Here is a 21,423-nt window from a genome sequence, read left to right on the forward strand (position 1 = left end):
GCGACCCCCATCGCTGCGACGGGGCGCCTCAGGGCGCCCCGCTGTTTTTCTGCCGGCGCTACAATGCCGGAATCGCCGTCCAGGAGCCGTCCATGCGCATTCCTTCCGCCATCAAGCTGCACAAGGCCTCGAAGAAGCTTTCGCTGACCTACGGGGAACAGTCCTTTGATCTGTCCGCCGAGTTCCTGCGCGTGCATTCGCCATCGGCGGAAGTCCAGGGCCACGGCAACCCGGTGCTGCAGGTGGGCAAGCTGAATGTCGGTCTGAACAACATCGAGCCGGCCGGGCAATACGCGCTCAAGCTGACCTTCGATGACGGCCACGACAGCGGCCTGTTCACCTGGGACTACCTCTACGAGCTGTGCATGCGCCAGGACGAGATGTGGACCGACTACCTGGCGCAACTGGAGAAGGCCGGCAAGTCGCGCGATCCGTCGGAGTCCGTGGTCAAGCTGATGCTGTAAGCAGCTAACGCCGAAATGCCGCCTGCGCAGGAGCGGGCTCCGCACCTCGCAATACCGTGTAGGGCGGATAACGCCTAAGGCGTTATCCGCCATTGATGCCATCGGCGCATAACCCGTTCCGGGTTATGCGCCCTACGCGCGGGCTCTGCAGCGGGGTCGGTTGGCGAGCAGGCTCGCTCCTACAAGATCAGGAGCGCTTCCCGCACATCTCTTCACCGCCCCCCTCCAACTCGTTCGATCTTTCCTCCCCACCTCCCCCTGCGCACCAACCTTCGTCGGGCAATCGCTCCAGGGCACGCCATTTGCAATATTCCCGTTGCAGACTGCTGCGTGCAGGTCGGTCACCCCGGGTTTGACGAGATGCCCCGCTCTAGGGCGCGTTTTCTAACTTTTCCCGACATACTCCTAGGAGTTGGCCCACGCTGCACCAGCTTGCGCGGCGAAGGAAACTCGGGTAACCAAGGCAGTGCAATGTACGGAACTACAGTGCACAGAGCGTGGTTTCCTGAACTTCCAGTGATGCCGCCAAGTAGATGAATCGCGTGGAGCCCTCTCCACGTTCCGCAACCCCGAGAAGTACTTGGCCTTACGTCACGAAAGGTGAGCCCCGCCAGTATGTGTCTCAGGACAATGGAGCGTCGCCGATGACCCAGAAGAACAACAGCGATCTACCCCAGCAAGCCGCGGAAAATACCCTGAACCTCAGCCCGGTGATCGGCATTCAGGGCAAGGACCTGCTCACCTCTGCCCGCATGGTGCTGCTGCAAGCGGTCAAGCAGCCGTTCCACAGCGCCAAGCACGTGGCCCATTTCGGCCTCGAGCTGAAGAACGTGCTGCTCGGTAAATCCGACCTCAAGCCGTCGGACGACGACCGCCGCTTCAACGACCCGGCCTGGAGCCAGAACCCGCTCTACCGCCGCTACCTGCAGACCTACCTGGCCTGGCGCAAGGAGCTGCACACCTGGATCGGCGACAGCGACCTGTCCAGCCAGGACATCAGCCGCGGCCAGTTCGTCATCAACCTGATGACCGAGGCCATGGCGCCGACCAACACGCTGTCCAACCCGGCAGCGGTCAAACGCTTCTTCGAGACCGGCGGCAAGAGCCTGCTCGACGGTCTTACCCATCTGGCCAAGGACCTGGTGAACAACGGCGGCATGCCCAGCCAGGTCAACATGGAAGCCTTCGAGGTCGGCAAGAACCTGGCCGTGACCGAAGGCGCGGTGGTGTTCCGCAACGACGTGCTGGAAGTCATCCAGTACAAGCCGATCACCGAGAGCGTGCATGAGCGCCCGCTGCTGGTGGTGCCGCCGCAGATCAACAAGTTCTACGTCTTCGACCTGTCGCCGGAGAAGAGCCTGGCGCGCTTCTGCCTGCGCAACCAGGTGCAGACCTTCATCGTCAGCTGGCGCAACCCGACCAAGGCACAGCGCGAGTGGGGCCTGACCACCTACATCGAGGCGCTGAAGGAAGCCATCGACGCGGTCCTGGCCATCACCGGCGCCAAGGACCTGAACATGCTCGGCGCCTGCTCCGGCGGCATCACCACCGTCACCCTGCTCGGCCATTACGCCGCCCTGGGCGAGAAGAAGGTCCACGCCTTCACCCAGATGGTCAGCGTGCTGGACTTCGAGATGAACACCCAGATCGCCCTGTTCGCCGACGAGAAGACCCTGGAAGCCGCCAAGCGCCGCTCGTACCAGTCCGGCGTGCTCGAAGGCAAGGACATGGCCAAGGTGTTCGCCTGGATGCGCCCCAACGATCTGATCTGGAACTACTGGGTCAACAACTACCTGCTGGGCAACGAGCCGCCGGCTTTCGACATCCTGTTCTGGAACAACGACACCACGCGCCTGCCGGCCGCGCTGCACGGCGAGCTGGTGGAGATGTTCAAGACCAACCCGCTGACCCGCGCAGGCGCCCTGGAGGTCTCCGGCACCGCCATCGACCTCAAGCAGATCACCTGCGACTTCTACTGCGTGGCCGGCCTGTCCGACCACATCACGCCCTGGGAAGCCTGCTACCGCTCCGCGCGCCTGCTGGGCGGCAAGTGTGAATTCATCCTGTCCAACAGCGGACACATCCAGAGCATCCTCAACCCGCCAGGCAACCCCAAGGCCCGCTTCATGACCGGCCCTGAACTCTCGGCCGATCCGAAGGCCTGGCAGGAAAACGCCAGCAAGCACGCCGACTCCTGGTGGCTGCACTGGCAGAACTGGCTCGCCGAGCGCTCGGGCAAGACGCGCAAGGCACCGACCGCCCTGGGCAACAAGGCCCACCCGGCCGGCGAAGCCGCCCCTGGAACCTACGTACACGAACGATGAAAACAGAACTCCTCCCGCAAGCCGGCGCCGTGGACGACGCCAACACCCCAGAATCGTCGCAGGCCGTGGAAGTGGCCGCGCCGACGAGCCGGCGCGCGCGCAGCAAGCGCAGCGCGGAGGAGATACTGCCGAGCAAGGCGCCGGCGGCGCAGCCCTTCGAGTTCCGCACCATCGAGCTCGACGGGCAGACCATCCGCACCGCCGTGCGTCCGGGCAAGAGGCACATGACGCCGCTGCTGATCTTCAACGGCATCGGCGCCAACCTGGAACTGGTCTTCCCCTTCGTCGCCGCGCTGGACCCGGACCTGGAGGTGATAGCCTTCGACGTCCCCGGCGTCGGCGGCTCGTCCACGCCCAGCACGCCGTACCGTTTCCCCGGCCTGGCGAAGCTGGCCGCGCGGATGCTCGATTACCTGGACTACGGCCAGGTGACGGCCATCGGCGTGTCCTGGGGCGGCGCCCTGGCGCAGCAGTTCGCCCATGACTACCCCGAGCGCTGCAAGAAGCTGATCCTCGCCGCCACCGCCGCCGGCGCGGTGATGGTGCCGGGGAAGCCGCGGGTGCTCTGGCGCATGGCCAGCCCGCGGCGCTACATCCAGCCGTCCTATGGCGTGCACATCGCCCCGGACATATACGGCGGCGCCTTCCGCCGCGATCCGAAGCTGGCCATGGCCTTCGCCAGCAAGGTGCGCTCGTCCGGCAAGATGGGCTACTACTGGCAACTGTTCGCCGGCCTGGGCTGGACCAGCATCCACTGGCTGCACAAGATCCGTCAGCCGACGCTGATCCTGGCCGGCGACGACGACCCGATCATCCCGCTGATCAACATGCGCATGATCGCCTGGCGCATTCCCAACTCCGAGCTGCACGTGATCGACGACGGCCACCTGTTCCTGGTGACCCGCGCGGAAACCGTGGCGCCGATCATCATGAAATTCCTCCAGGAAGAACGGCAGCGCGCGATCATCCACCCCCGGCCTTTCGCTCCGAAAGCCAGCTGAAGCATCACAGCTTCGTCACAGTCGGCGGGCATCCTGCCTTGACCGATCGCTGCGCAGGCACTTTTTTTAAAGAGCCGAACAACAAACAGGCGTGTTCACGGGTATCGACACGTAGCGCCTGATTCGGGACCCGCGCTGCGGCCACCTTCGAAGGTGACCGCAGGGCAGCCCGGCTGCTGATCCGCTGCCCTGTTTTCGGGCAGTTGCCCTCTCGCGTCGATACCCGTGCACACCCCTCGAACCGGCGGCAGGCGTCTGGAACGGGAGTCTCCCGATTCTGGTACAGCCCTTGCGTCGCCATTGGCAGGTCGGACCCTTTACGGAGTGCTGTTCATGCGAGAGAAAGCTGAACCTGGTAGCGTCCCCGTCCCCACCCAATACATGAATGCGCAGAGTGCGATGGTCGGCCTGCGCGGCAAGGACATGCTATCCACCCTGCGCATGCTGGCGCTGCAGGGCGTGCGTCGGCCGGTCCATTCGGCGAAGCACCTGGCGGCCTTCGGCAAGCAGGTGGGCAAGGTGCTGATCGGCGACTCGCCGCTGCAGCCCAACCCGCAGGACGCACGCTTCCAGGACCCGTCCTGGCGCCTGAACCCCTTCTACCGGCGCACCGTGCAGGCCTACCTGGCGTGGCAGAAGCAACTGCTGGCCTGGGTCGACGAGAGCGACCTGAACAGCGACGACCGCGCCCGCGCACGCTTCCTGCTGTCGATCCTCTCCGACGCCGCCTCGCCATCCAACACCCTGCTCAACCCGCTGGCGGTGAAGGAGCTGTTCAACACCGGCGGGCAGAGCCTGCTCAAGGGCGCGCAGCACCTGCTCGACGACCTGATGCACAACGGCGGAATGCCCAGCCAGGTCAACCGCAGCGCCTTCGAGATCGGCCAGAACCTGGCCACCACGCCCGGCGCGGTGGTGTTCCGCAACGAGGTGCTGGAACTGATCCAGTACAAGCCGATGGGCGAGCATCTGCATGCCAAACCGCTGCTGATCGTGCCGCCGCAGATCAACAAGTTCTACATCTTCGACCTGACCAGCGAGAAGAGCTTCGTCCAGTACGCCCTGAAGAACAATCTGCAGCTGTTCATGGTGAGCTGGCGCAACCCCGACGCGCGCCACCGCGAGTGGGGCCTGTCGACCTACGTCACCGCGCTGGACGAAGCCATCGACGTATGCCGCTCCATCAGCGGCAGCCGCAGCGTCAACCTGATGGGCGCCTGCTCCGGCGGGCTGACCATCGCCGCGCTGCAGGGCCACCTGCAGGCGCGCCGACAACTGCGCAAGGTCGCCAGCGCCACCTACCTGGTGAGCCTGCTGGACAGCCAGGTGGAGACCCCGGCCGCGCTGTTCGCCGACGAGCAGACCCTGGAGAGCAGCAAGCGCCGCTCCTACCAGCACGGAGTGCTGGACGGCCGCGACATGGCGAAGATCTTCGCCTGGATGCGCCCCAACGACCTGATCTGGAACTACTGGGTCAACAACTACCTGCTGGGCAAGCAGCCGCCGGCCTTCGACATCCTCTACTGGAACAATGACAACACACGGCTGCCCGCCGCACTGCACGGCGACTTCCTCGACTTCTTCAAGCACAACCCGCTGGCCCGCCCCGGCGCCATGGAAGTCAACGGCAGCGCCATCGACCTGAAGAAGGTCGCGGTGGACAACTTCCACGTCGCCGGCATCACCGACCACATCACCCCGTGGGACGCGGTGTACCGCTCGGCCCAGTTGCTGGGCGGCGACACGCGCTTCGTGCTGTCCAACAGCGGGCACATCCAGAGCATCCTCAACCCGCCGGGCAACCCCAAGGCCTGCTACTTCGAGAACGGCAAGATCAGCTCCGACCCACGCGCCTGGTACTACGACACCAAGCGCCAGGAAGGCAGCTGGTGGCCGCTGTGGCTGGAGTGGATCCAGGAGCGCTCGGGCGAACGCCGGCCGGTGAACTTCGAGCTGGGCAACGCCGAATACCCGGCCAAGGAAGCCGCGCCGGGCACCTACGTGCACGTACGCTGAGGCAAGCATGGATCGGGCAACCCGTTGCGGGTTGTTCGCTCCGCGCCTTCCACTGGCACCGTAGAACGCTCTCGTAGGATGGGTGGAGCGCAGCGATACCCATGCTGAAGGCGCGCTGAGTCGATGGGTATCGCTACGCTCCACACCATCCTGCGTAGATGCCCTGGCAACCCACGGCGCGGAGGCGCCATGCGGAAGTTTGCCGCGAAGCCATTGGCAGCCAACTTCCCGGAAGGCTATCGTCGGCCCCACTGCGGCTGGAACCTGAACACGGATGAAAACGCGCGACCGGATTCTCGAATGCGCCCTGCAGCTGTTCAACGAGCAGGGCGAGCCCAACGTTTCAACCCTGGAGATCGCCACCGAACTGGGCATCAGCCCGGGCAATCTCTATTACCACTTCCACGGAAAGGAACCGCTGGTGCTGGCGCTGTTCGAGCGTTTCCAGGACGAACTGGCGCCGCTGCTCGACCCGCCCGAAGACGTGCAACTGGGCGCCGAGGACTACTGGCTGTTCCTGCACCTGATCGTCGAGCGCCTGGCGCACTACCGCTTCCTCTTCCAGGACCTCTCCAACCTCGCCGGGCGCCTGCCCAAGCTCGCCCGTGGCGTGCGGGCCTGGCTCAACCAGCTCAAGCGCACCCTGGCCACCCTGCTGGCGCAACTCAAGGCGCAGGACGAACTGGCCAGCGACACCGAAGCCCTCGGCCAGCTGGTGGAGCAGATCACCCTAACGCTGCTGTTCTCCCTCGACTACCAGCGCATCCTCGGCCACGAGGGCGACGTCCGCCAGGTGGTGTTCCAGGTCATGATGCTGGTAGCGCCGCATCTGCGCCCGGACTCGCAACTGATCGCCGAGCGACTCGCCAAGCGCTACCTCGCCCCCTGACTTATCCCTGCAGGCTTTTGCGTTGAGAGAATGAAAACGCCCGGCGCGAGGCCGGGCGTGGGTGTTGCAGCAGACCGGTCAGGCCTGGGACGGCGGCGGCGTTGCCGGAGCAGCGGCGGACGGCGTCACGGCCGGCGCGGCGGCGGGAGCCGACGGAGCCGGAGTGGCGGCCGGAGCGGTTGCCGGTTTCGCAGCAGCCGGCTTGGCGGCGGCCTTGGGCGCAGCGGGCTTCTTCACGGCAGGCTTCTTCGCCGCGGCCGGCTTGGCTGCAGGTTTCGCAGCGGCAGGCTTGGCGGTGGCAGCCGGTTTTGCAGCGGGTTTGGCAGCAGGCTTCGCGGCGGCTTTCGCAGCAGCGGGCTTGGCAGCCGGTTTCGCGGCGGGCTTGGCCGCAGCCTTGGCAGCCGGCTTCGCGGCAGGCTTGGCAGCGGGTTTCGCGGCAGCCTTGGCAGCCGGTTTGGCGGCGGCTTTGGCAGCGGGCTTGGCGGCCGGCTTCGCTGCAGGTTTGGCAGCCGGTTTGGAGGCCGCGGTCTTCACAGCGGGTTTCGCGGCCGGTTTGGCGGCGGCTTTCGCTGCGGGTTTGGCGGCGGCCTTGGCGGCCGGTTTGGCGACGCTGACGCCGGTGAGCTTCTCGATCTGCTTGGTGAGGCTGTCGACCTTGCTGTGCAGGTCTTTCACTTCACGGCTGCTCGGCACGCCCAGGCGCGAGATCGCACTGTTCAGGCGCTTGTCGAAGGCCTCTTCCAGCTCGCCCCACTTGCCGATCGCGGCGCCCTTGACGGCATCCACGCGCGCCTTCGCGGAACGGGTGGAGGTCTTCACCGCACCCTCGACTTCGGTCTTGGCCAGTTTCTCAGCCTTCTCGCCGTCCTTGACCAGGGTCTCGAACACCTTGCTGCCGTCCTTGCTGACCTTCGAGTAGGCCCCCAAGCCAGCCAGCCAGATCTGCCGCGAGTATTTCTCGATCTCGCCGATCCAACTGGACTCTTTTTTATCGGTAGTTTTTTTGCCAGCCATCCTGCTCTCCTTATTGGGTTCTCGCGACACGCTCGAGCACTGCGCTCAGCTCATCCAGCTTAGCAGAGAGCGCCTCCACATCACGCCTGGAGGGAATTCCGATTCGGTTGAGGGCGGAGGACACGCGCGCATCGAACGCCTCTTCGATCCTGTCGAAGTTCAGCTTGGCCTTGACGCTGTGCAGACGACCCTTGACGGTGTCGTTGGCGGCGTCGATCTGGGTGCTCACCAGGTCACGGCCTTTCTTCTCGACGGACTCGCCGGACTTGACCAGTTCCTTGAAGTACTCGCTGCCTTCCTGGCCAACCTTGGCGTAGGTGCCCAGGCCCGCGAGCCAGATCTGCCGCGCGTAGTGCTTGGCATCGGAGTAGAGGGAGGATTCGAGTTCTACGACTTTCTTCTTGCTGACAGCCTTGGCCATGGTGGCACCTCACAGATTCGGATTCGATGATGTCGAATAGCTGCCCGCGAAAGGCGGGACTGCGAGCCAAGGTATCGGGGAAAATTAGAAAACACATACCAGGCTTTGTAGGAAAGCCGGCGCCGCCCGAAAACGGCATGGCCCCGCGGGGAGCGGGGCCGGCAGGGAATCAGGCCAGCGCCTTGTCCAGCGCGCGCTCGATCTCGCCCTTGAGCAGGCCGCCCATGGCCGAGAGCATCAGGCCCAGCTTCACGTCCACCGCGACCTTGTCCGCGCCCACTTCGATGCGCCCATCCACGCCGCTGCGCTTGAACAGCAGGGTGTCGCCCTGCCACTCGCTGCTCACGCCGTGCTCGCGGGTGAGCTTGTCGGCAAGCTTTTCCGCCTTGGCGCGGGCGGCCTCGAGGCCGAGGAAGTGGGAACGTTCGACGTGGATACGGGACATGCTGGAACTCCGCAGTTGACTGACCCCGCCGATCATACGCGCCGCGCCGTATCGCCGCACCCCGCCGGCGGCGTGACCGGGGCGGCGTTTTCTCTGCATCCTGTTAGAATGCCCGCCACTGACTTCCAGGGTACAAACGCCATGAGCGAACCGCGCAAGCCCCAAGCCGGCCAGGACAGCGCCGATCCCACCACGCACTTCGGCTACAAGACCGTGCGCGAGAGCGAGAAGGCCGAGAAGGTCGCCGAGGTATTCCACTCGGTCGCCGCCAAGTACGACCTGATGAACGACCTGATGTCCGGTGGCGTCCACCGCCTGTGGAAGCGCTTCACCATCGAGCTGTCCGGCGTGCGCGCCGGCAACCGGGTGCTGGACATCGCCGGCGGCACCGGCGACCTGACCCGCCAGTTCTCCCGCCTGGTCGGCCCGACCGGCGAAGTGGTGCTGGCCGACATCAACGCCTCGATGCTCAAGGTCGGCCGCGACAAGCTGCTCGACAGCGGCGTCGCCGGCAACGTCAACTTCGTCCAGGCCGATGCCGAGAAGCTGCCGTTCCCCGACAACTACTTCGACGCGGTGACCATCGCCTTCGGCCTGCGCAACGTCACCCACAAGGACAAAGCGATCCGCTCCATGCTGCGGGTACTCAAGCCCGGCGGCCGCCTGCTCGTGCTGGAATTCTCCAAGCCCACCAGCAGCCTGCTGTCCAAGGCCTACGACGCCTACTCCTTCACCCTGCTGCCGCTGATGGGCAAGCTGGTAACCAACGATTCCGAGAGCTATCGCTACCTCGCCGAATCGATCCGCATGCACCCCGACCAGGAAACGCTGAAGTCGATGATGGTGGAGGCCGGCTTCGACCGCGTCACCTACCACAACATGACCGGCGGCGTGGTCGCCCTGCACCGCGGCATCAAGCCCTGATGACCCTGCTCCTGCAGGCCGCCCTGGCCAGCGCCGAAGCCACCGTCAACCGCGTGCTGCGGCTCGATGGCGTGGCCCTGCGGCGTCTCGGCCGGCTCGCCGGCAAGGTGCTGGAAGTGGACTGCCAGGCGCCCGCGCTGCGGCTGTTCATCCTGCCCGACGCCGACGGCCTGCACCTGGCCGCGCACCACGAGGCGCCAGCCGACTGCACCCTCGTCGCCCCTGCCGGCAGCCTGCTGCAACTGGCGCTGGCCAAGGACAAGACCCGCGTCCTGCACAGCCCTGAAGTGACCATGGGCGGCGACAGCGCAATGCTGCTGGAGCTGGCCGATATCCTCCAGAGCCTGGAGCTGGACTGGGAATACGAAGTCTCCCGCTGGCTCGGCCCGGTGCCCGCGCACCTGCTCGGCGCGCGCTTGCGCGGCGGCATGGCCTGGGCCGGCGACAGCCTGGAAAGCCTGCGCCTGAGCCTCGCCGACTATCTCGCCGAGGAAAGCCGCAGCCTGGTCGGCCAGCACGAAGCCGAAGCGCGCTTCGCCGAGCTGGACCAGTTGAAGATGTCCCTCGACCGCCTCGACGCGCGGATCAACCGCCTGACCCAGAAGATCAAGCCTGACGCATGAAGCTGCTCGCCTTCCGCCGCCTGCTGCGCATCCAGCGCGTAGCCATCCGCTACCGTCTGGACGACATGGTCCTCGAACTGCCCTTCCTGCCCTGGTGGCTGCGCCTGCTCGGCGGGCTGCTGCCCTGGCGCTGGCTGCCGCGCAAGCCGCTGGACCTCAGCCGTGGCGCGCGCATCCGGCTGGCGCTGGAAGACCTCGGACCGATCTTCATCAAGTTCGGCCAGATACTCTCCACCCGCCGCGACCTGCTCCCCGACGACATCGCCCTGGAGCTGGCCTTCCTGCAGGACAAGGTGCCGCCCTTCCCGCCGGAACAGGCCGTGGCGCTCATCGAGCAGCAGCTGGGCGCGAAGATCGAGCAGGTGTTCTCCCGCTTCGAGCGCGAACCGCTGGCCTCCGCCTCGGTGGCGCAGGTGCACACTGCGCAGCTCAAGAGCGGCGAGGAAGTGGTGGTGAAGGTCATCCGCCCTAACCTGGAGCCGGTGATCCGCTCCGACATCGCCTGGCTGCACATCCTCGCCCGCACCGCCGAGCGCATCTCCGCCGACGCCCGCCGCCTGCACCCGGCCGAAGTGGTCAGCGACTACGAGAAGACCATCTACGACGAGCTGGACCTGCTGCGTGAAGCGGCCAACTCCTCTCAGCTGCGGCGCAACTTCGAAGGCTCGCCGCTGCTCTACGTGCCCCAGGTCTACTGGGACTGGTGCCGCCCCAAGGTACTGGTGATGGAGCGCATCTACGGCATTCCGGTGACCGACCTGGACACCCTGCGCGACCAGCGCACCGACTTCAAGGCGCTGGCCGAGCGTGGCGTGGAGATCTTCTTCACCCAGGTGTTCCGCGACAGCTTCTTCCACGCCGACATGCACCCCGGCAACATCTTCGTCAGCACCCGCACGCCGTGGAGCCCACAGTACATCGCGGTGGACTGCGGCATCGTCGGCAGCCTCACCGACGAGGACCAGGATTACCTGGCACGCAACCTGATCGCCTTCTTCAAGCGCGATTACCGCAAGGTCGCCCAACTGCACATCGACTCAGGCTGGGTACCGGCCCAAACCAAGGTCAATGATTTCGAAGCGGCGATCCGTACCGTGTGCGAGCCGATCTTCGAGAAACCGCTCAAGGACATTTCCTTCGGCCAGGTGCTGCTGCGCCTGTTCCAGACCGCGCGGCGCTTCAACATGGAAGTGCAGCCGCAACTGGTGCTGCTGCAGAAGACCCTGCTGAACATCGAAGGCCTGGGCCGCCAGCTCTACCCGGAGCTGGACCTGTGGACCACCGCGCAGCCGTTCCTGGAACGCTGGATGCGCGAGCGCGTCAGCCCCGGCACCCTGCTGCGCAACGCCCAGCAGCACATCGAACAACTGCCGCACCTGGCGCAGATGACCCGCGACACGCTCGAGCGCCTGTCGCGCGAGCCGCAGCCCGAAGCGCGTCTGAGCGGCACCCCGGTCGGCATGGCCGGCGCCTGGCCGGCGCGGCTGATTGGCGCAGTGCTGGTCGCCGGTGCCGCCGAAACCGGCCTCGCCACCCACAGCCTCGCGGCCTGGCCGGCCTGGGCGATGCTGGCCGGTGGTCTGTATCTGATTCTGCGCCGATAGCCAGTCGCCGCACTGGCTGGCACACTTAACCGCTATACGAAGTGGCTTACGAAGTGGCTCTGGGCACCGCAAGTGCCCGCTGTACGGAACCCGAGATGAAAGACTGGCTGGACGAAATCAAGTGGAATGCCGATGGACTGGTGCCGGCGATCGCCCAGGACCATCGCACCGGCCGCGTGCTGATGATGGCCTGGATGAACCGCGAGGCCCTCACCCTCACCGCCGCCGAGAACCGCGCCATCTACTGGTCGCGCTCGCGCGGCAAGCTCTGGCGCAAGGGCGAGGACTCCGGCCACGTGCAGAAGCTGCATGAGCTGCGCCTGGACTGCGACGCCGACGTGGTGATCCTGATGGTCGAACAGCTGGGCGGCATCGCCTGCCACACCGGCCGCGAGAGCTGCTTCTACCGGGTGTTCGAGAACGGCGCCTGGCAGACCGTCGACCCGGTCCTGAAAGATCCGGATGCCATCTACTCCCACGTAGGTACAGGAAAACCCCATGAGCACTGATACCCTCGCCCGTCTGGCGGAAGTCCTCGAAGCGCGCAAGAATGCCGCACCGGACAGCTCCTACGTGGCCAGCCTGTATCACAAGGGCCTGAACAAGATCCTGGAGAAGGTTGGCGAAGAGTCGGTGGAAACCATTCTCGCCGCCAAGGACGCCGCCGCCAGCGGTGACTGCACGGACCTGATCTACGAAACGGCCGACCTCTGGTTCCACTCCCTGGTGATGCTCGCCGCCCTCGGCCAGCACCCGCAGGCGGTACTGGACGAGCTGGACCGCCGCTTCGGCCTTTCCGGGCACGACGAGAAAGCCGCGCGCCAACCGTCCGCCTGAACCCGACAACTTTGCGAGGAAAACAAGATGGGCATCTTTGACTGGAAACACTGGGTCGTCATCCTGATCGTCGTCGTCCTGGTCTTCGGCACCAAGCGCCTGAAGAACCTCGGTTCGGACGTCGGCGAAGCCATCAAGGGCTTCAAGAAGGCGATGAACACCGAGGAAGACGAGAAGAAGGACCCGAACGCCGCTGCCGGCAACCCGCCGCTGAACCAGCCGCACACCATCGACGCCCAGGCGCAGAAGGTCGAAGAGCCGGCGCGCAAGGACTGATTCATGTTCGGTATCAGCTTCAGCGAACTGCTGCTGGTGGGCCTCGTCGCCCTGCTGGTGCTCGGCCCCGACCGCCTGCCGGGCGCCGCGCGCACGGCAGGCCTGTGGATCGGCCGGCTCAAGCGCAGCTTCAACGCCATCAAGACGGAAGTGGAGCGCGAGCTGGGCGCGGATGAAATCCGCCGCCAGCTGCACAACGAGCACATCCTGCAGATGGAACAGGAAGCCAAGAAGCTGATGGCGCCGCTGACCGACCTGCAGGAGCAGGCCCGGGAAACCTTCAATCCGCAGCAGCCGGCCCAGTCCGACGGCCATAACGCGCCTGCCCAGCCGCCCGCGGCGCCGAGCATCGCGCCCAACAGCCGCCTGAACAGCCTGCCGGGCGCGGGCCTCGCGCCTGCCCCCGCGGAGGCCGCCGCACCGCAGGCGCCGGAAGCCGGCCAGCCGAGCCAACCGACCGCTGCGAGCCAGCCGCCCGCTTCGCCCGAGACGCCGCGTACCCCATGAGCGCCGAAAAACCCGACCAGCCCGAACACGACCAGGAAATGCCCCTGGTCTCCCACCTGACCGAGCTGCGCACGCGCCTGCTGCGCTGCGTGGTTGCGATCTTCGTGATCTTCATCGGCCTGCTGTACTTCTCGCAGAAGATCTACGCGCTGGCTTCCGAGCCGCTGCGCCGCTTCCTGCCCGAAGGCGCGACCATGATCGCCATCGACCCGGCGTCGGCCTTCCTCGCGCCGCTGAAGCTGACCATGATCGTCGCCGTGCTGTTCGCCATGCCGGTGATCCTCGCCCAGGTCTGGGGCTTCATCGCGCCGGGCCTGTACAAGCACGAGAAGCGCGTCGCCCTGCCGCTGCTGGCCTCCAGCATCGTGCTGTTCTACGCCGGCATGGCCTTCGCCTACTTCCTGGTGTTCCCGTTGATGTTCCACTTCTTCCTTGGCTCGGCCCCGGAAGGCGTAACACCGATGACCGACATCAACAGCTACCTGGACTTCCTCACCCTGCTGTTCGCCTTCGGCGTGGCCTTCGAGATTCCCGTGGCCACCGTGCTGCTGGTGTGGATCGGGGTGGTCAACGTGGCTTACCTGAAGAAAATCCGCCCCTACGTGATCATCGGCTGCTTCGTCGTCGGCATGATCCTCACCCCGCCGGACCCGCTTTCGCAGACCCTGCTGGCCGTGCCGATGTGGTTGCTGTTCGAGGCCGGCGTGCTGTTCAGCCACCTGATCCGCAAGCGCGGCCCGGAAGAGGAAGAAGAGTCCAAGGGCGACCAGCCTCCGGCTACCCGCTCGTGAACCTGCTGCTCCTCGACGACGCCGACTTCGTGGCGGCGGATCGCGTGATCCTGCGCGACCGCCGCCTGACCCACCTGCAGGAAGTCCACCGCGCCGAAAGCGGCGACCGGATGCGCGTCGGCCGCCTTGGCGGCCTGATGGGCGAGGGCCGCCTGCTGCGCCTGGAAGCCAACGAGGCCGAATTGCAGGTCAGCTTCGACCAGCCCCCTCCGGCCAAGCTGCCGCTCACCCTGCTGCTCGCCCTGCCCCGCCCGAAGATGCTCCGCCGCGTGCTGCAGACTGTCGCCGCCATGGGCGTGCCGCGCCTGGTGCTGCTCAACAGCTACCGGGTGGAAAAGAGCTTCTGGCAGACCCCCTTCCTCGAACCTGACGCCGTGCGCGAGCAACTGATCCTGGGCCTGGAACAGGCGCGCGATACCGTGCTGCCCGAAGTGGTCATCGAGAAGCGCTTCAAGCCCTTCGTCGAAGACCGCCTGCCTGCGCTGGCCGCCGGCAGCCTCGGGCTGATCGGCCATCCCGGCCCCTGGCCCGAGTGCCCACGGGCGTTGAGCGAGCCGGTGACCCTGGCTATCGGCCCGGAAGGCGGCTGGATTCCCTACGAGGTCGACAAGCTGCGCGAAGCCGGTCTGAACCCCGTGCAACTGGGCGAGCGCATCCTGCGCGTCGAGACCGCCGTGACCGCGCTTTTGGCACGCCTGTACTAACGGGAAATGGCTAGAGGCCAGTAACCACGCGGCCTCCAGCGTGAACCACCAGTCAGAAAATTACCGCAAAACCCTTCAGTTCCCCGCAGCGAAGCCGATATCAGCGGTACCGGTCGTCCCCACTCTGCGCATTTCCTGCTCAGCCATGCGTACCGGCCCTGTTCATCGCTGGAGCGCCGCCTTCATGTTTCGCTGGTTCAATAACCTGACTGTCAAACTCAAACTCGCCTCGGGCTTCGGCCTGGTGCTGCTGCTCACCCTGCTGATCGCCCTCACCGGCTGGATCAACCTGGGCAACGTGATCGAACGGGGCGACAAGCTCGGCGAGATTTCCGAGCTGATCGCGATCGCCAAGGACCTGCGTATCGCCCGTCTGAAATTCCAGTCCACCCGCGCCCCGGAAGACGCCAAGGCGGTGCTCGATACGCTGGATAAGCTGGACCAGCGCCACCGCGCGCTGAACGAGCGGTTCACCGAGGCCGAGGACCGTCGGGTCATCGACCAGCAGCATGATCTGAGCGTGGAGTACCGCAAACTGTACGCCCAACTGCTGAAGTCCTTCGAAGAGCGCGACGCCGCCAAGCAGGTGCTGATCCAGGCCGCCGGCGCGGTCAGCGAAGGCATGCAGAAGGCCGAGCAGAAGCTGGTCAGCAACGGCAGTCCCGAAGGTCTGCAACATCTGCAGGACCTCTCCGGCCTCGGTCGCAGTGTCATGCAGGCGCGCCTGCAGGTCATGGCCTACACCAGCACCGACGCGCAGAACCTCGAGCAACCCGCCTTCGCTGCCCTGCAGAAGCTAATCGACGGCGTGAAGAGTGACATGAGCACCTCGCCGGCCGAGCTGAACGGCGAGTTCCGCGCCACCCTCGACGCGCTGGAGACCTACCGCAACGCGCTGACCAATTACCGCAACGAGGTCAACGACAGCCAGGCTGCTCGCGACCGCATGCGCGATGCCGGCCAGCAGATCGAGAAGCTCAGCAACGAACTGACCTCCACCCAGACCGCCAAGCGCGACGCCGGCGTCGCCCAGGCCAAGACCCTGCTGGGCCTGGCCGCGCTGATCGCCCTGGTGCTGGGCAGCATCGCTGCCTGGATCATCACCGGACAGATCGTCAATCCGCTGCGCGACGTGCTGGGCCATGCCGAGCGCATCGCCGACGGCGACCTCAGCCGCGACATCCCCACCAACCGCCATGACGAACTGGGCCAGCTGCAGAAGAGCATGCAGCGCATGAACCTGTCCCTGCGCGAGCTGATCGGCCGCATCCACGATGGCGTGACGCAGATCGCCAGCGCCGCCGAGGAGCTGTCCGCGGTGACCGAGCAGACCAGCGCCGGGGTGAACAATCAAAAGGTCGAGACTGACCAGGTCGCTACTGCCATGAACGAGATGGCCGCCACCGTGCAGGAAGTCGCGCGCAACGCCGAGGAGGCTTCCGAGGCCGCCTCCGCCGCCGACCGCCAGGCCCGTGACGGCGAAGGCGCGGTGACCGAAGCGGTGACCCAGATGGACCGCCTGGCCGGCGAAGTCGGCCGCACCAACGAGTCGGTGCTCAAGCTCAAGCGCGAAAGCGAGAAGATCGGCAGCGTGCTGGACGTGATCAAGGCGGTCGCCGAGCAGACCAACCTGCTGGCGCTCAACGCCGCCATCGAAGCCGCCCGCGCGGGCGATGCCGGCCGTGGCTTCGCCGTGGTGGCTGATGAGGTACGCGGCCTGGCGCAGCGCACCCAGTCCTCCACCGAGGAGATCGAGGAGCTGATCGCCGGCCTGCAGAGCGGTACCCAGCAGGCCGTGCAGATGATGGAAACCAGCCGCGACCTGACCGTCAGCACCGTCGACCTGACCCGCCGCGCCGGCGAGCGCCTGGGCGCCATCACCCGCACCGTGTCGACCATCCAGTCGATGAACCAGCAGATCGCCGCCGCTTCCGAGCAGCAGAGCGCGGTGGCCGAAGAGATCAACCGCAGCGTGATGAACGTGCGCGACATCTCCGAGCAGACCGCCGCCGCCAGCGAGGAGACCGCCGCTTCCAGCGTCGAGCTGGCGCGCCTGGGCAACGAGCTGCAGGTGCTGGTCAGCCGCTTCCGCGTCTGATCCGGCCCCGCCACGCAAAAGGCCCGCGCACTGCGGGCCTTTTTTATTCTGCGCAGGGTTCCCGCTGCAGGAGCGACAGCCAGGGTGGCTTTTGTAGGATGGGTGGAGCGCAGCGATACCCATGCTGTCGGCGCGCGATGTTTGATGGGTATCGCTTCGCTCCACACCATCCTACGAGGCGCTACAACGGCGTTCTTGGCAACAGGAAGCCGTACCGAGCCGGAAACATCGCGACAAATTCCCGCCTTCAGTTTCCCCTTTCGCCGCCGATAGCCTCTGACGCACGAAGATGCGTCCCGACAATTGCGCCTCGCCTCTGCACACTCGTTCTTGCCAGCCACGGGCCGTCGATCCCGTGGCGACGCCTGCCTGGAGTTTTCGACATGTACGATTGGCTAGTAGTACAGCTGGGACGCCTGAACGTCAGCCTGAAGCTGGTGGTGGGCTTCGGCATCCTCCTCTTCCTCACCCTGCTGGTGCTGCTCAGCGGCCTGCACAGCCTGGATAACCAGGCCGAGCGCGGCGAGCAGATGGCGACCATCACTGAACTCAACGACCTCAGCCAGCAGGCCAACCTCGCGCGCCTGCAATTCGAGCTGGGCGGCGATCGCAGCCAGGCCGAGCGCGTCGAACAGCACAGCACGAAGATGCTGGAGCTGATCGAGCAGCGCCTTAAAGACAGCGATATCGACGCCAGGCAGCTGGCAGCAGCGCGCCAGGCCGTCGGCGAGTACCGCGAAGCCTTCAGCGCGCTGACCCGCGCCGTCGACCAGCGCACCCAGGCCCGCGGCACCCTGGTGGGCAGCGCGCAGAGCGCCCTGCAGGCCTTCGAGGCGCTGGACAAGCAACTCTTCGAGCTGCTCTCCGAACAACCCGGCGACGCCCCGTTGCTGCATGGCGCACAGGCCGTCGGCCAGCTGCACCAGCAACTGCTGGTGGTGCGCTACCAGGTACGTGGCTATGTCTTCGAACAATCCGCCAGCGCCGAACAGGCCGCGTTCGCCGCCTTCGACAAGCTGCGCGACACCGGCACAGCCCTGCAGAGCCAACTGCCAGCCATCGCCGCCGACGGCCTGGGTACCGCGCTCAAGGACCTGCAGAACTACCGCAGCGGCATCGAGCATTTCCGCGAAGGGGTGAACGCCACCCAGCAGGCCCGCAAGGCGCTGAGCGGCGCCAGCGATGCATTGCTCGCCGCAGCCGACCGCCTCTACGACGACACCCTGGCGCGCAACGACGCCGAGACCGCTGCCGCCAAGACCCGGCAGATCCTCATCGCCGTGCTCGCCCTGGCCTTTGGCTTCCTCTCTGGCTGGGCCATCAACCGCCAGATCGTCCGCCCGCTGCACGAGGCCCTGGAGCTGGCCGAGCGCATTGCCCAGGGCGACCTCTCCCAGGGGCTGTCGCGCGACCTCAACCTGCAGCGCAGCGACGAGCTGGGCCAGTTGCAGCGGGTGATGCTGCGCATGCGCGAGAGCCTGGCGCAGCTGCTCGGCCACATCGGCGGCAGCGTCAGCCAGCTGGCCACCGCCGCCGACGAACTCTCCGCGGTCACCGAGCAGACCCGCGCCGGGGTGAACAGCCAGCGCGTGGAAACCGAGCAGGTTGCCAGCGCCATCCATGAAATGGCCGCCACCGTGCAGGAAGTCGCGCGCAACGCCGAACAGGCTTCCGCCGCCGCCCAGCAAGCCGACCAGCAGGCCCGCGAGGGCGACCGGGTGGTGCAGGACGCGGTCAACCAGATCGACCGCTTGGCCACCGAGGTGGATCGCTCCGCCGAGGCCATGGAACTGCTGCGCAAGGAGAGCGAGAAGATCGGCAGCGTGCTGGACGTGATCAAGTCGGTGGCCGAGCAGACCAACCTGCTGGCGCTCAACGCCGCCATCGAGGCCGCCCGCGCCGGCGAGGCCGGGCGTGGTTTTGCCGTGGTCGCCGATGAGGTGCGCGGCCTGGCCCAGCGCACGCAGTCTTCCACCGCCGAGATCGAGGGCCTGATCGCCGGCCTGCAGCGCGGCGCCCAGGAAGCAGTGACGCGCATGGACGACAGCCGCCGCCTGACCGGCAGCTCGGTGGAACTGACCCGCCGTGCCGGTGAGGCGCTGGGCGTGATCGCCCGCACCGTGGCCGACATCCAGGGCATGAACCTGCAGATCGCCTCGGCCGCCGAGGAGCAGAGTAGCGTTGCCGAGGAGATCAACCGCAGCGTGGTGCAGGTGCGCGAGATCGCCGACCAGTCCGCTGCCGCCAGCGAGCAGACAGCCAGCTCCAGCACCGAGCTGGCGCGCCTGGGCAACGAGCTGCAACTGCAGGTGGGCCGCTTCCGCCTGTGAGGCGCCAGTCGGTCGGTGCGCCCGCGCCGACCGACAACGGCAGGACAGTTGTCATGCGCATGGCGTAGGATCGGTCACTCGCCATGAAGGGAGAGTGACCATGCGCCCGCTGACCATCGATATCGACGAACTGGCCTTCGCGCTCGATACCCAGGGTATCGATCACTACCTCGATCTGTTCAGTGGCCAGGTGCTGCTGATCCCCGAAGAAGACCCGGACCCGGAGCTGGCCGAGCTGCTGCACCGCGAGCCGGAGCGCCTGCTGCCCATCGAGCCGCTGAGCAGTGGCCAGTCGCTGGAGCTGATGCGCGACTTCCTCCGCGAAGTGCCCGAACCTCACGCCTATTCCGCCCTGGCCAACGCCATCGAGGGGCGCAAACCGTTCAAGGCCTTCCGCCACGTGCTGATGGGCTATCCGGAGCTGCTGCAGGCCTGGTACGTCTACCAGGGCGAGCGCCTGCGCGAATGCGCGCTGGACTGGCTCGCCGACAACCAGATCCAGCCGGCGGGGCGCAGCTCCGGCGCTTACCTGTAGAGCCGCCTCGAACACCGGCACAACCCGTAGGGCGCATAACGCCTCGGCGTTATCCGCCGCCAACACGGCGGATAACACGTCCCGAGTTATGCGCCCTACGAGGCAACCAGTTCCACACCAACAAAAACGCCGCCCCGAAGGGCGGCGTTCTCGTTTCCAGCCAGTAAGGATCAGCCTTTCGGCGCCTCGCTGGAGATCGGCCTGGCTTGCGCCGCCGTCGCCTGCCAGCCGCCGCCGAGGGCCTTGTACAGGTTGACCTCGCTGGTCAGCTGGTTGAGGCGGTCGGTGATCAGCTGCTGCTGGGCACTGAACAGCGAGCGCTGCGCGTCGAGCACGGTGAGGTAGTTGTCCACACCGGTGCGGTAGCGCTTGTCGGCCAGGCGGTAGTACTCGCTGGTGGCGTCCACCAGCGAGCGCTGCGCCTGCAGTTGCTCGTTGAAGGTGCCGCGCGCGGCGAGGCCGTCGGCGACCTCGGAGAAGGCCGTCTGAATGGCTTTCTCGTACTGCGCCACGTTGATGTCCTTCTGCACCTTGGCCAGGTCCAGGCTCGCCTGCAGGCTGCCGGCGTTGAAGATCGGCAAGGTGATCGAGGGCTTGAACAGCCAGCTGCCGGAGCCGCCGTCGAACAGGCCGGACAGGTCCGGGCTGAGGCTGCCGGCGTTGGCGGTGAGGCTGATGTTCGGGAAGAACGCCGCCCGCGCCGCGCCGATGTTGGCGTTGGCCGCCTTGAGCTGGTGCTCCGCCTGGAGGATGTCCGGGCGGCGCTGCAGCAGGTCGGAAGGCAGGCCCGCCGGCACGGTGGCCAGCAGCTCGTCGGACAGCTGGCGGCCCTGCGGCAGGTCGCCCGGCAGACCGGAACCCAGCAGCAGGACCAGCGCGTTCTGGTCCTGCGCGACCAGACGGGTGTACTGCGCCAGGGTCGCCCGCGCGCTTTCCACCGAAGTCTGCGACTGGCGCAGGTCCAGGGCCGAGGCGACGCCCACTTCGTAGCTGCGCTTGGTCAGGTCGTAGCTCTTCTGGTAGGTGGCCAGGGTGTTGCGGGTCAGCTCCAGCTGGGCCTGGTCGGCGCGCAGCGTCAGGTAGGCGTTGGCAACGTTGGCCACCAGGCTGGTCTGGGTGCTGCGGCGGGCCTCTTCGCTGGCGAAGTAGGTTTCCAGCGCCTGGTCACGCAGGGCGCGCAGGCGGCCGAACAGGTCGAGCTCCCAGGAAGTCACGCCCAGGGTCGCGCCGTACTGGCTGCTGATCATCGAGCTGCCGGTGGTCGACAGGTCGGCCGGCAGGCGCTGGCGCGAGCCGGTGATGCCGGCGTCCACCGCCGGGAACAGATCGGCCCGCTGGATGCGGTACTGCGCCCGGTAGGCTTCGATGTTCAGCGCGGCGACGCGCAGGTCACGGTTGTTTTCCAGCGACACTTCGACCAGTCGCTGCAGTTGCGGGTCCTTGAAGAACTCGCGCCAGCCGATGTCGGCGCCGGCGGTAGCCGGCTGCCCCGCATCGTAGGCATCGCCCTGCGGATAAGCCGCGGCCACGGGCGCCTCGGGGCGCTCGTAGTCGGGGATCAGCGAGCAGCCGGACAACACGCCGGCTGCTATGGCGAGGGACAGTAAGGACTTTCTCATA

General features: G+C 66.4%; 21 protein-coding genes and 2 pseudogenes. 19 read left to right on the forward strand and 4 right to left on the reverse strand.

Features of this window, described 5'->3' with window-relative positions; all coding sequences use genetic code 11:
* Positions 1-92 precede the first annotated feature (92 nt).
* The 5 genes from IB255_RS11595 to IB255_RS11615 all read left to right on the forward strand — a co-directional run bounded on the left by IB255_RS11595 (position 93) and on the right by IB255_RS11615 (position 6,694).
* Positions 93-464, forward strand: a complete 372-nt coding sequence (locus tag IB255_RS11595) for a gamma-butyrobetaine hydroxylase-like domain-containing protein (RefSeq protein WP_081519633.1) — start codon at positions 93-95, stop codon at positions 462-464.
* Positions 465-1,108: 644 nt separating this feature from the next.
* On the forward strand, positions 1,109-2,788 hold the full coding sequence (gene phaC, locus IB255_RS11600) for a class II poly(R)-hydroxyalkanoic acid synthase (RefSeq protein ID WP_081519632.1): 1,680 nt from the start codon (positions 1,109-1,111) through the stop codon (positions 2,786-2,788).
* Positions 2,785-3,789 (forward strand): poly(3-hydroxyalkanoate) depolymerase, encoded by a 1,005-nt coding sequence (gene phaZ, locus IB255_RS11605; protein ID WP_225594821.1) that lies wholly within the window; start codon positions 2,785-2,787, stop codon positions 3,787-3,789. The genes phaC (IB255_RS11600) and phaZ overlap by 4 nt, the downstream gene beginning before the upstream one ends.
* 333 nt (positions 3,790-4,122) lie before the next feature.
* On the forward strand, positions 4,123-5,805 hold the full coding sequence (gene phaC / locus IB255_RS11610) for a class II poly(R)-hydroxyalkanoic acid synthase (RefSeq protein ID WP_081519631.1): 1,683 nt from the start codon (positions 4,123-4,125) through the stop codon (positions 5,803-5,805).
* A 274-nt stretch (positions 5,806-6,079) separates the two neighbouring features.
* Entirely contained in the window at positions 6,080-6,694 is a 615-nt protein-coding gene (locus IB255_RS11615; protein ID WP_081519630.1) for a TetR/AcrR family transcriptional regulator, read from the forward strand.
* A 78-nt stretch (positions 6,695-6,772) separates the two neighbouring features.
* Here the strand turns inward: IB255_RS11615 and IB255_RS11620 are convergent, their stop codons facing one another.
* The 3 genes from IB255_RS11620 to IB255_RS11630 all read right to left on the reverse strand — a co-directional run bounded on the left by IB255_RS11620 (position 6,773) and on the right by IB255_RS11630 (position 8,574).
* Positions 6,773-7,708 carry a phasin family protein gene (locus IB255_RS11620; protein WP_081519629.1) on the reverse strand — a complete coding sequence of 312 codons (936 nt, stop codon included), beginning with the start codon at positions 7,706-7,708 and terminating at the stop codon, positions 6,773-6,775.
* Positions 7,709-7,718: 10 nt separating this feature from the next.
* Entirely contained in the window at positions 7,719-8,129 is a 411-nt protein-coding gene (locus IB255_RS11625; protein ID WP_081519628.1) for a phasin family protein, read from the reverse strand.
* A 169-nt stretch (positions 8,130-8,298) separates the two neighbouring features.
* On the reverse strand, positions 8,299-8,574 hold the full coding sequence (locus IB255_RS11630; protein ID WP_081519627.1) for a polyhydroxyalkanoic acid system family protein: 276 nt from the start codon (positions 8,572-8,574) through the stop codon (positions 8,299-8,301).
* 141 nt (positions 8,575-8,715) lie between these two features.
* Between IB255_RS11630 and ubiE the strand changes: the two genes are divergently transcribed.
* From ubiE to IB255_RS11690, 14 genes and pseudogenes are all read left to right on the forward strand, one after another.
* Positions 8,716-9,498, forward strand: coding sequence for a bifunctional demethylmenaquinone methyltransferase/2-methoxy-6-polyprenyl-1,4-benzoquinol methylase UbiE (gene ubiE, locus IB255_RS11635; RefSeq protein ID WP_081519626.1), 783 nt, complete (start codon positions 8,716-8,718; stop codon positions 9,496-9,498).
* A complete protein-coding gene (locus IB255_RS11640) occupies positions 9,498-10,121 on the forward strand; it encodes an SCP2 domain-containing protein (RefSeq protein ID WP_081519625.1) in 624 nt (207 codons plus the stop codon). Before ubiE ends, IB255_RS11640 begins: the two co-directional genes overlap by 1 nt.
* Positions 10,118-11,725: a ubiquinone biosynthesis regulatory protein kinase UbiB gene (ubiB, locus tag IB255_RS11645; RefSeq protein WP_081519624.1), complete on the forward strand. Its 1,608-nt coding sequence runs from the start codon at positions 10,118-10,120 to the stop codon at positions 11,723-11,725. Before IB255_RS11640 ends, ubiB begins: the two co-directional genes overlap by 4 nt.
* A 95-nt stretch (positions 11,726-11,820) precedes the next feature.
* Positions 11,821-12,234, forward strand: coding sequence for a phosphoribosyl-AMP cyclohydrolase (gene hisI, locus IB255_RS11650; protein ID WP_045212898.1), 414 nt, complete (start codon positions 11,821-11,823; stop codon positions 12,232-12,234).
* Entirely contained in the window at positions 12,224-12,562 is a 339-nt protein-coding gene (locus IB255_RS11655; protein WP_045212901.1) for a phosphoribosyl-ATP diphosphatase, read from the forward strand. The genes hisI and IB255_RS11655 overlap by 11 nt, the downstream gene beginning before the upstream one ends.
* A gap of 27 nt (positions 12,563-12,589) precedes the next feature.
* Positions 12,590-12,838, forward strand: a complete 249-nt coding sequence (locus IB255_RS11660; protein ID WP_017520155.1) for a twin-arginine translocase TatA/TatE family subunit — start codon at positions 12,590-12,592, stop codon at positions 12,836-12,838.
* Positions 12,839-12,841: 3 nt separating this feature from the next.
* Positions 12,842-13,345: a Sec-independent protein translocase protein TatB gene (gene tatB, locus IB255_RS11665; protein ID WP_081519623.1), complete on the forward strand. Its 504-nt coding sequence runs from the start codon at positions 12,842-12,844 to the stop codon at positions 13,343-13,345.
* Complete coding sequence (tatC, locus tag IB255_RS11670; protein ID WP_045212907.1) at positions 13,342-14,136, forward strand: twin-arginine translocase subunit TatC; 795 nt, start codon at positions 13,342-13,344, stop codon at positions 14,134-14,136. The genes tatB and tatC overlap by 4 nt, the downstream gene beginning before the upstream one ends.
* A complete protein-coding gene (locus IB255_RS11675) occupies positions 14,133-14,840 on the forward strand; it encodes a 16S rRNA (uracil(1498)-N(3))-methyltransferase (RefSeq protein WP_081519622.1) in 708 nt (235 codons plus the stop codon). Before tatC ends, IB255_RS11675 begins: the two co-directional genes overlap by 4 nt.
* A gap of 184 nt (positions 14,841-15,024) precedes the next feature.
* A pseudogene (locus tag IB255_RS31245) lies at positions 15,025-16,065 on the forward strand (methyl-accepting chemotaxis protein); the annotation flags it as partial.
* Between the two features lie 159 nt (positions 16,066-16,224).
* A complete protein-coding gene (locus tag IB255_RS31250) occupies positions 16,225-16,938 on the forward strand; it encodes a methyl-accepting chemotaxis protein (RefSeq protein WP_412547965.1) in 714 nt (237 codons plus the stop codon).
* Positions 16,939-17,321: 383 nt separating this feature from the next.
* A pseudogene (locus tag IB255_RS31255) lies at positions 17,322-18,410 on the forward strand (methyl-accepting chemotaxis protein); the annotation flags it as partial.
* A 153-nt stretch (positions 18,411-18,563) separates the two neighbouring features.
* Complete coding sequence (locus IB255_RS31260; RefSeq protein ID WP_412548101.1) at positions 18,564-19,268, forward strand: methyl-accepting chemotaxis protein; 705 nt, start codon at positions 18,564-18,566, stop codon at positions 19,266-19,268.
* 100 nt (positions 19,269-19,368) lie between these two features.
* Positions 19,369-19,803 carry a UPF0158 family protein gene (locus tag IB255_RS11690; protein ID WP_081519619.1) on the forward strand — a complete coding sequence of 145 codons (435 nt, stop codon included), beginning with the start codon at positions 19,369-19,371 and terminating at the stop codon, positions 19,801-19,803.
* A 170-nt stretch (positions 19,804-19,973) separates the two neighbouring features.
* Here IB255_RS11690 and IB255_RS11695 read toward each other — a convergent pair whose 3' ends face one another.
* A complete protein-coding gene (locus IB255_RS11695; RefSeq protein WP_081519618.1) occupies positions 19,974-21,422 on the reverse strand; it encodes an AdeC/AdeK/OprM family multidrug efflux complex outer membrane factor in 1,449 nt (482 codons plus the stop codon).
* Between the last annotated feature and the right edge of the window lies 1 nt (position 21,423).

The sequence above is a fragment of the Pseudomonas sp. PDM22 genome (genome assembly GCF_014851965.1).
Lineage (GTDB): Bacteria > Pseudomonadota > Gammaproteobacteria > Pseudomonadales > Pseudomonadaceae > Pseudomonas.

Excerpts from the sequence above, each read along its gene's own strand:
- IB255_RS11595 (WP_081519633.1), top strand. The coding sequence starts at position 93 with ATGCGCATTCCTTCCGCCATCAAGCTGCACAAGGCCTCGAAGAAGCTT.
- phaC (WP_081519632.1), top strand. The coding sequence starts at position 1,109 with ATGACCCAGAAGAACAACAGCGATCTACCCCAGCAAGCCGCGGAAAAT.
- phaZ (WP_225594821.1), top strand. The coding sequence starts at position 2,785 with ATGAAAACAGAACTCCTCCCGCAAGCCGGCGCCGTGGACGACGCCAAC.
- phaC (WP_081519631.1), top strand. The coding sequence starts at position 4,123 with ATGCGAGAGAAAGCTGAACCTGGTAGCGTCCCCGTCCCCACCCAATAC.
- IB255_RS11615 (WP_081519630.1), top strand. The coding sequence starts at position 6,080 with ATGAAAACGCGCGACCGGATTCTCGAATGCGCCCTGCAGCTGTTCAAC.
- IB255_RS11620 (WP_081519629.1), bottom strand. The coding sequence starts at position 7,708 with ATGGCTGGCAAAAAAACTACCGATAAAAAAGAGTCCAGTTGGATCGGC.
- IB255_RS11625 (WP_081519628.1), bottom strand. The coding sequence starts at position 8,129 with ATGGCCAAGGCTGTCAGCAAGAAGAAAGTCGTAGAACTCGAATCCTCC.
- IB255_RS11630 (WP_081519627.1), bottom strand. The coding sequence starts at position 8,574 with ATGTCCCGTATCCACGTCGAACGTTCCCACTTCCTCGGCCTCGAGGCC.
- ubiE (WP_081519626.1), top strand. The coding sequence starts at position 8,716 with ATGAGCGAACCGCGCAAGCCCCAAGCCGGCCAGGACAGCGCCGATCCC.
- IB255_RS11640 (WP_081519625.1), top strand. The coding sequence starts at position 9,498 with ATGACCCTGCTCCTGCAGGCCGCCCTGGCCAGCGCCGAAGCCACCGTC.
- ubiB (WP_081519624.1), top strand. The coding sequence starts at position 10,118 with ATGAAGCTGCTCGCCTTCCGCCGCCTGCTGCGCATCCAGCGCGTAGCC.
- hisI (WP_045212898.1), top strand. The coding sequence starts at position 11,821 with ATGAAAGACTGGCTGGACGAAATCAAGTGGAATGCCGATGGACTGGTG.
- IB255_RS11655 (WP_045212901.1), top strand. The coding sequence starts at position 12,224 with ATGAGCACTGATACCCTCGCCCGTCTGGCGGAAGTCCTCGAAGCGCGC.
- IB255_RS11660 (WP_017520155.1), top strand. The coding sequence starts at position 12,590 with ATGGGCATCTTTGACTGGAAACACTGGGTCGTCATCCTGATCGTCGTC.
- tatB (WP_081519623.1), top strand. The coding sequence starts at position 12,842 with ATGTTCGGTATCAGCTTCAGCGAACTGCTGCTGGTGGGCCTCGTCGCC.
- tatC (WP_045212907.1), top strand. The coding sequence starts at position 13,342 with ATGAGCGCCGAAAAACCCGACCAGCCCGAACACGACCAGGAAATGCCC.
- IB255_RS31250 (WP_412547965.1), top strand. The coding sequence starts at position 16,225 with ATGAACGAGATGGCCGCCACCGTGCAGGAAGTCGCGCGCAACGCCGAG.
- IB255_RS31260 (WP_412548101.1), top strand. The coding sequence starts at position 18,564 with ATGGCCGCCACCGTGCAGGAAGTCGCGCGCAACGCCGAACAGGCTTCC.
- IB255_RS11690 (WP_081519619.1), top strand. The coding sequence starts at position 19,369 with ATGCGCCCGCTGACCATCGATATCGACGAACTGGCCTTCGCGCTCGAT.
- IB255_RS11695 (WP_081519618.1), bottom strand. The coding sequence starts at position 21,422 with ATGAGAAAGTCCTTACTGTCCCTCGCCATAGCAGCCGGCGTGTTGTCC.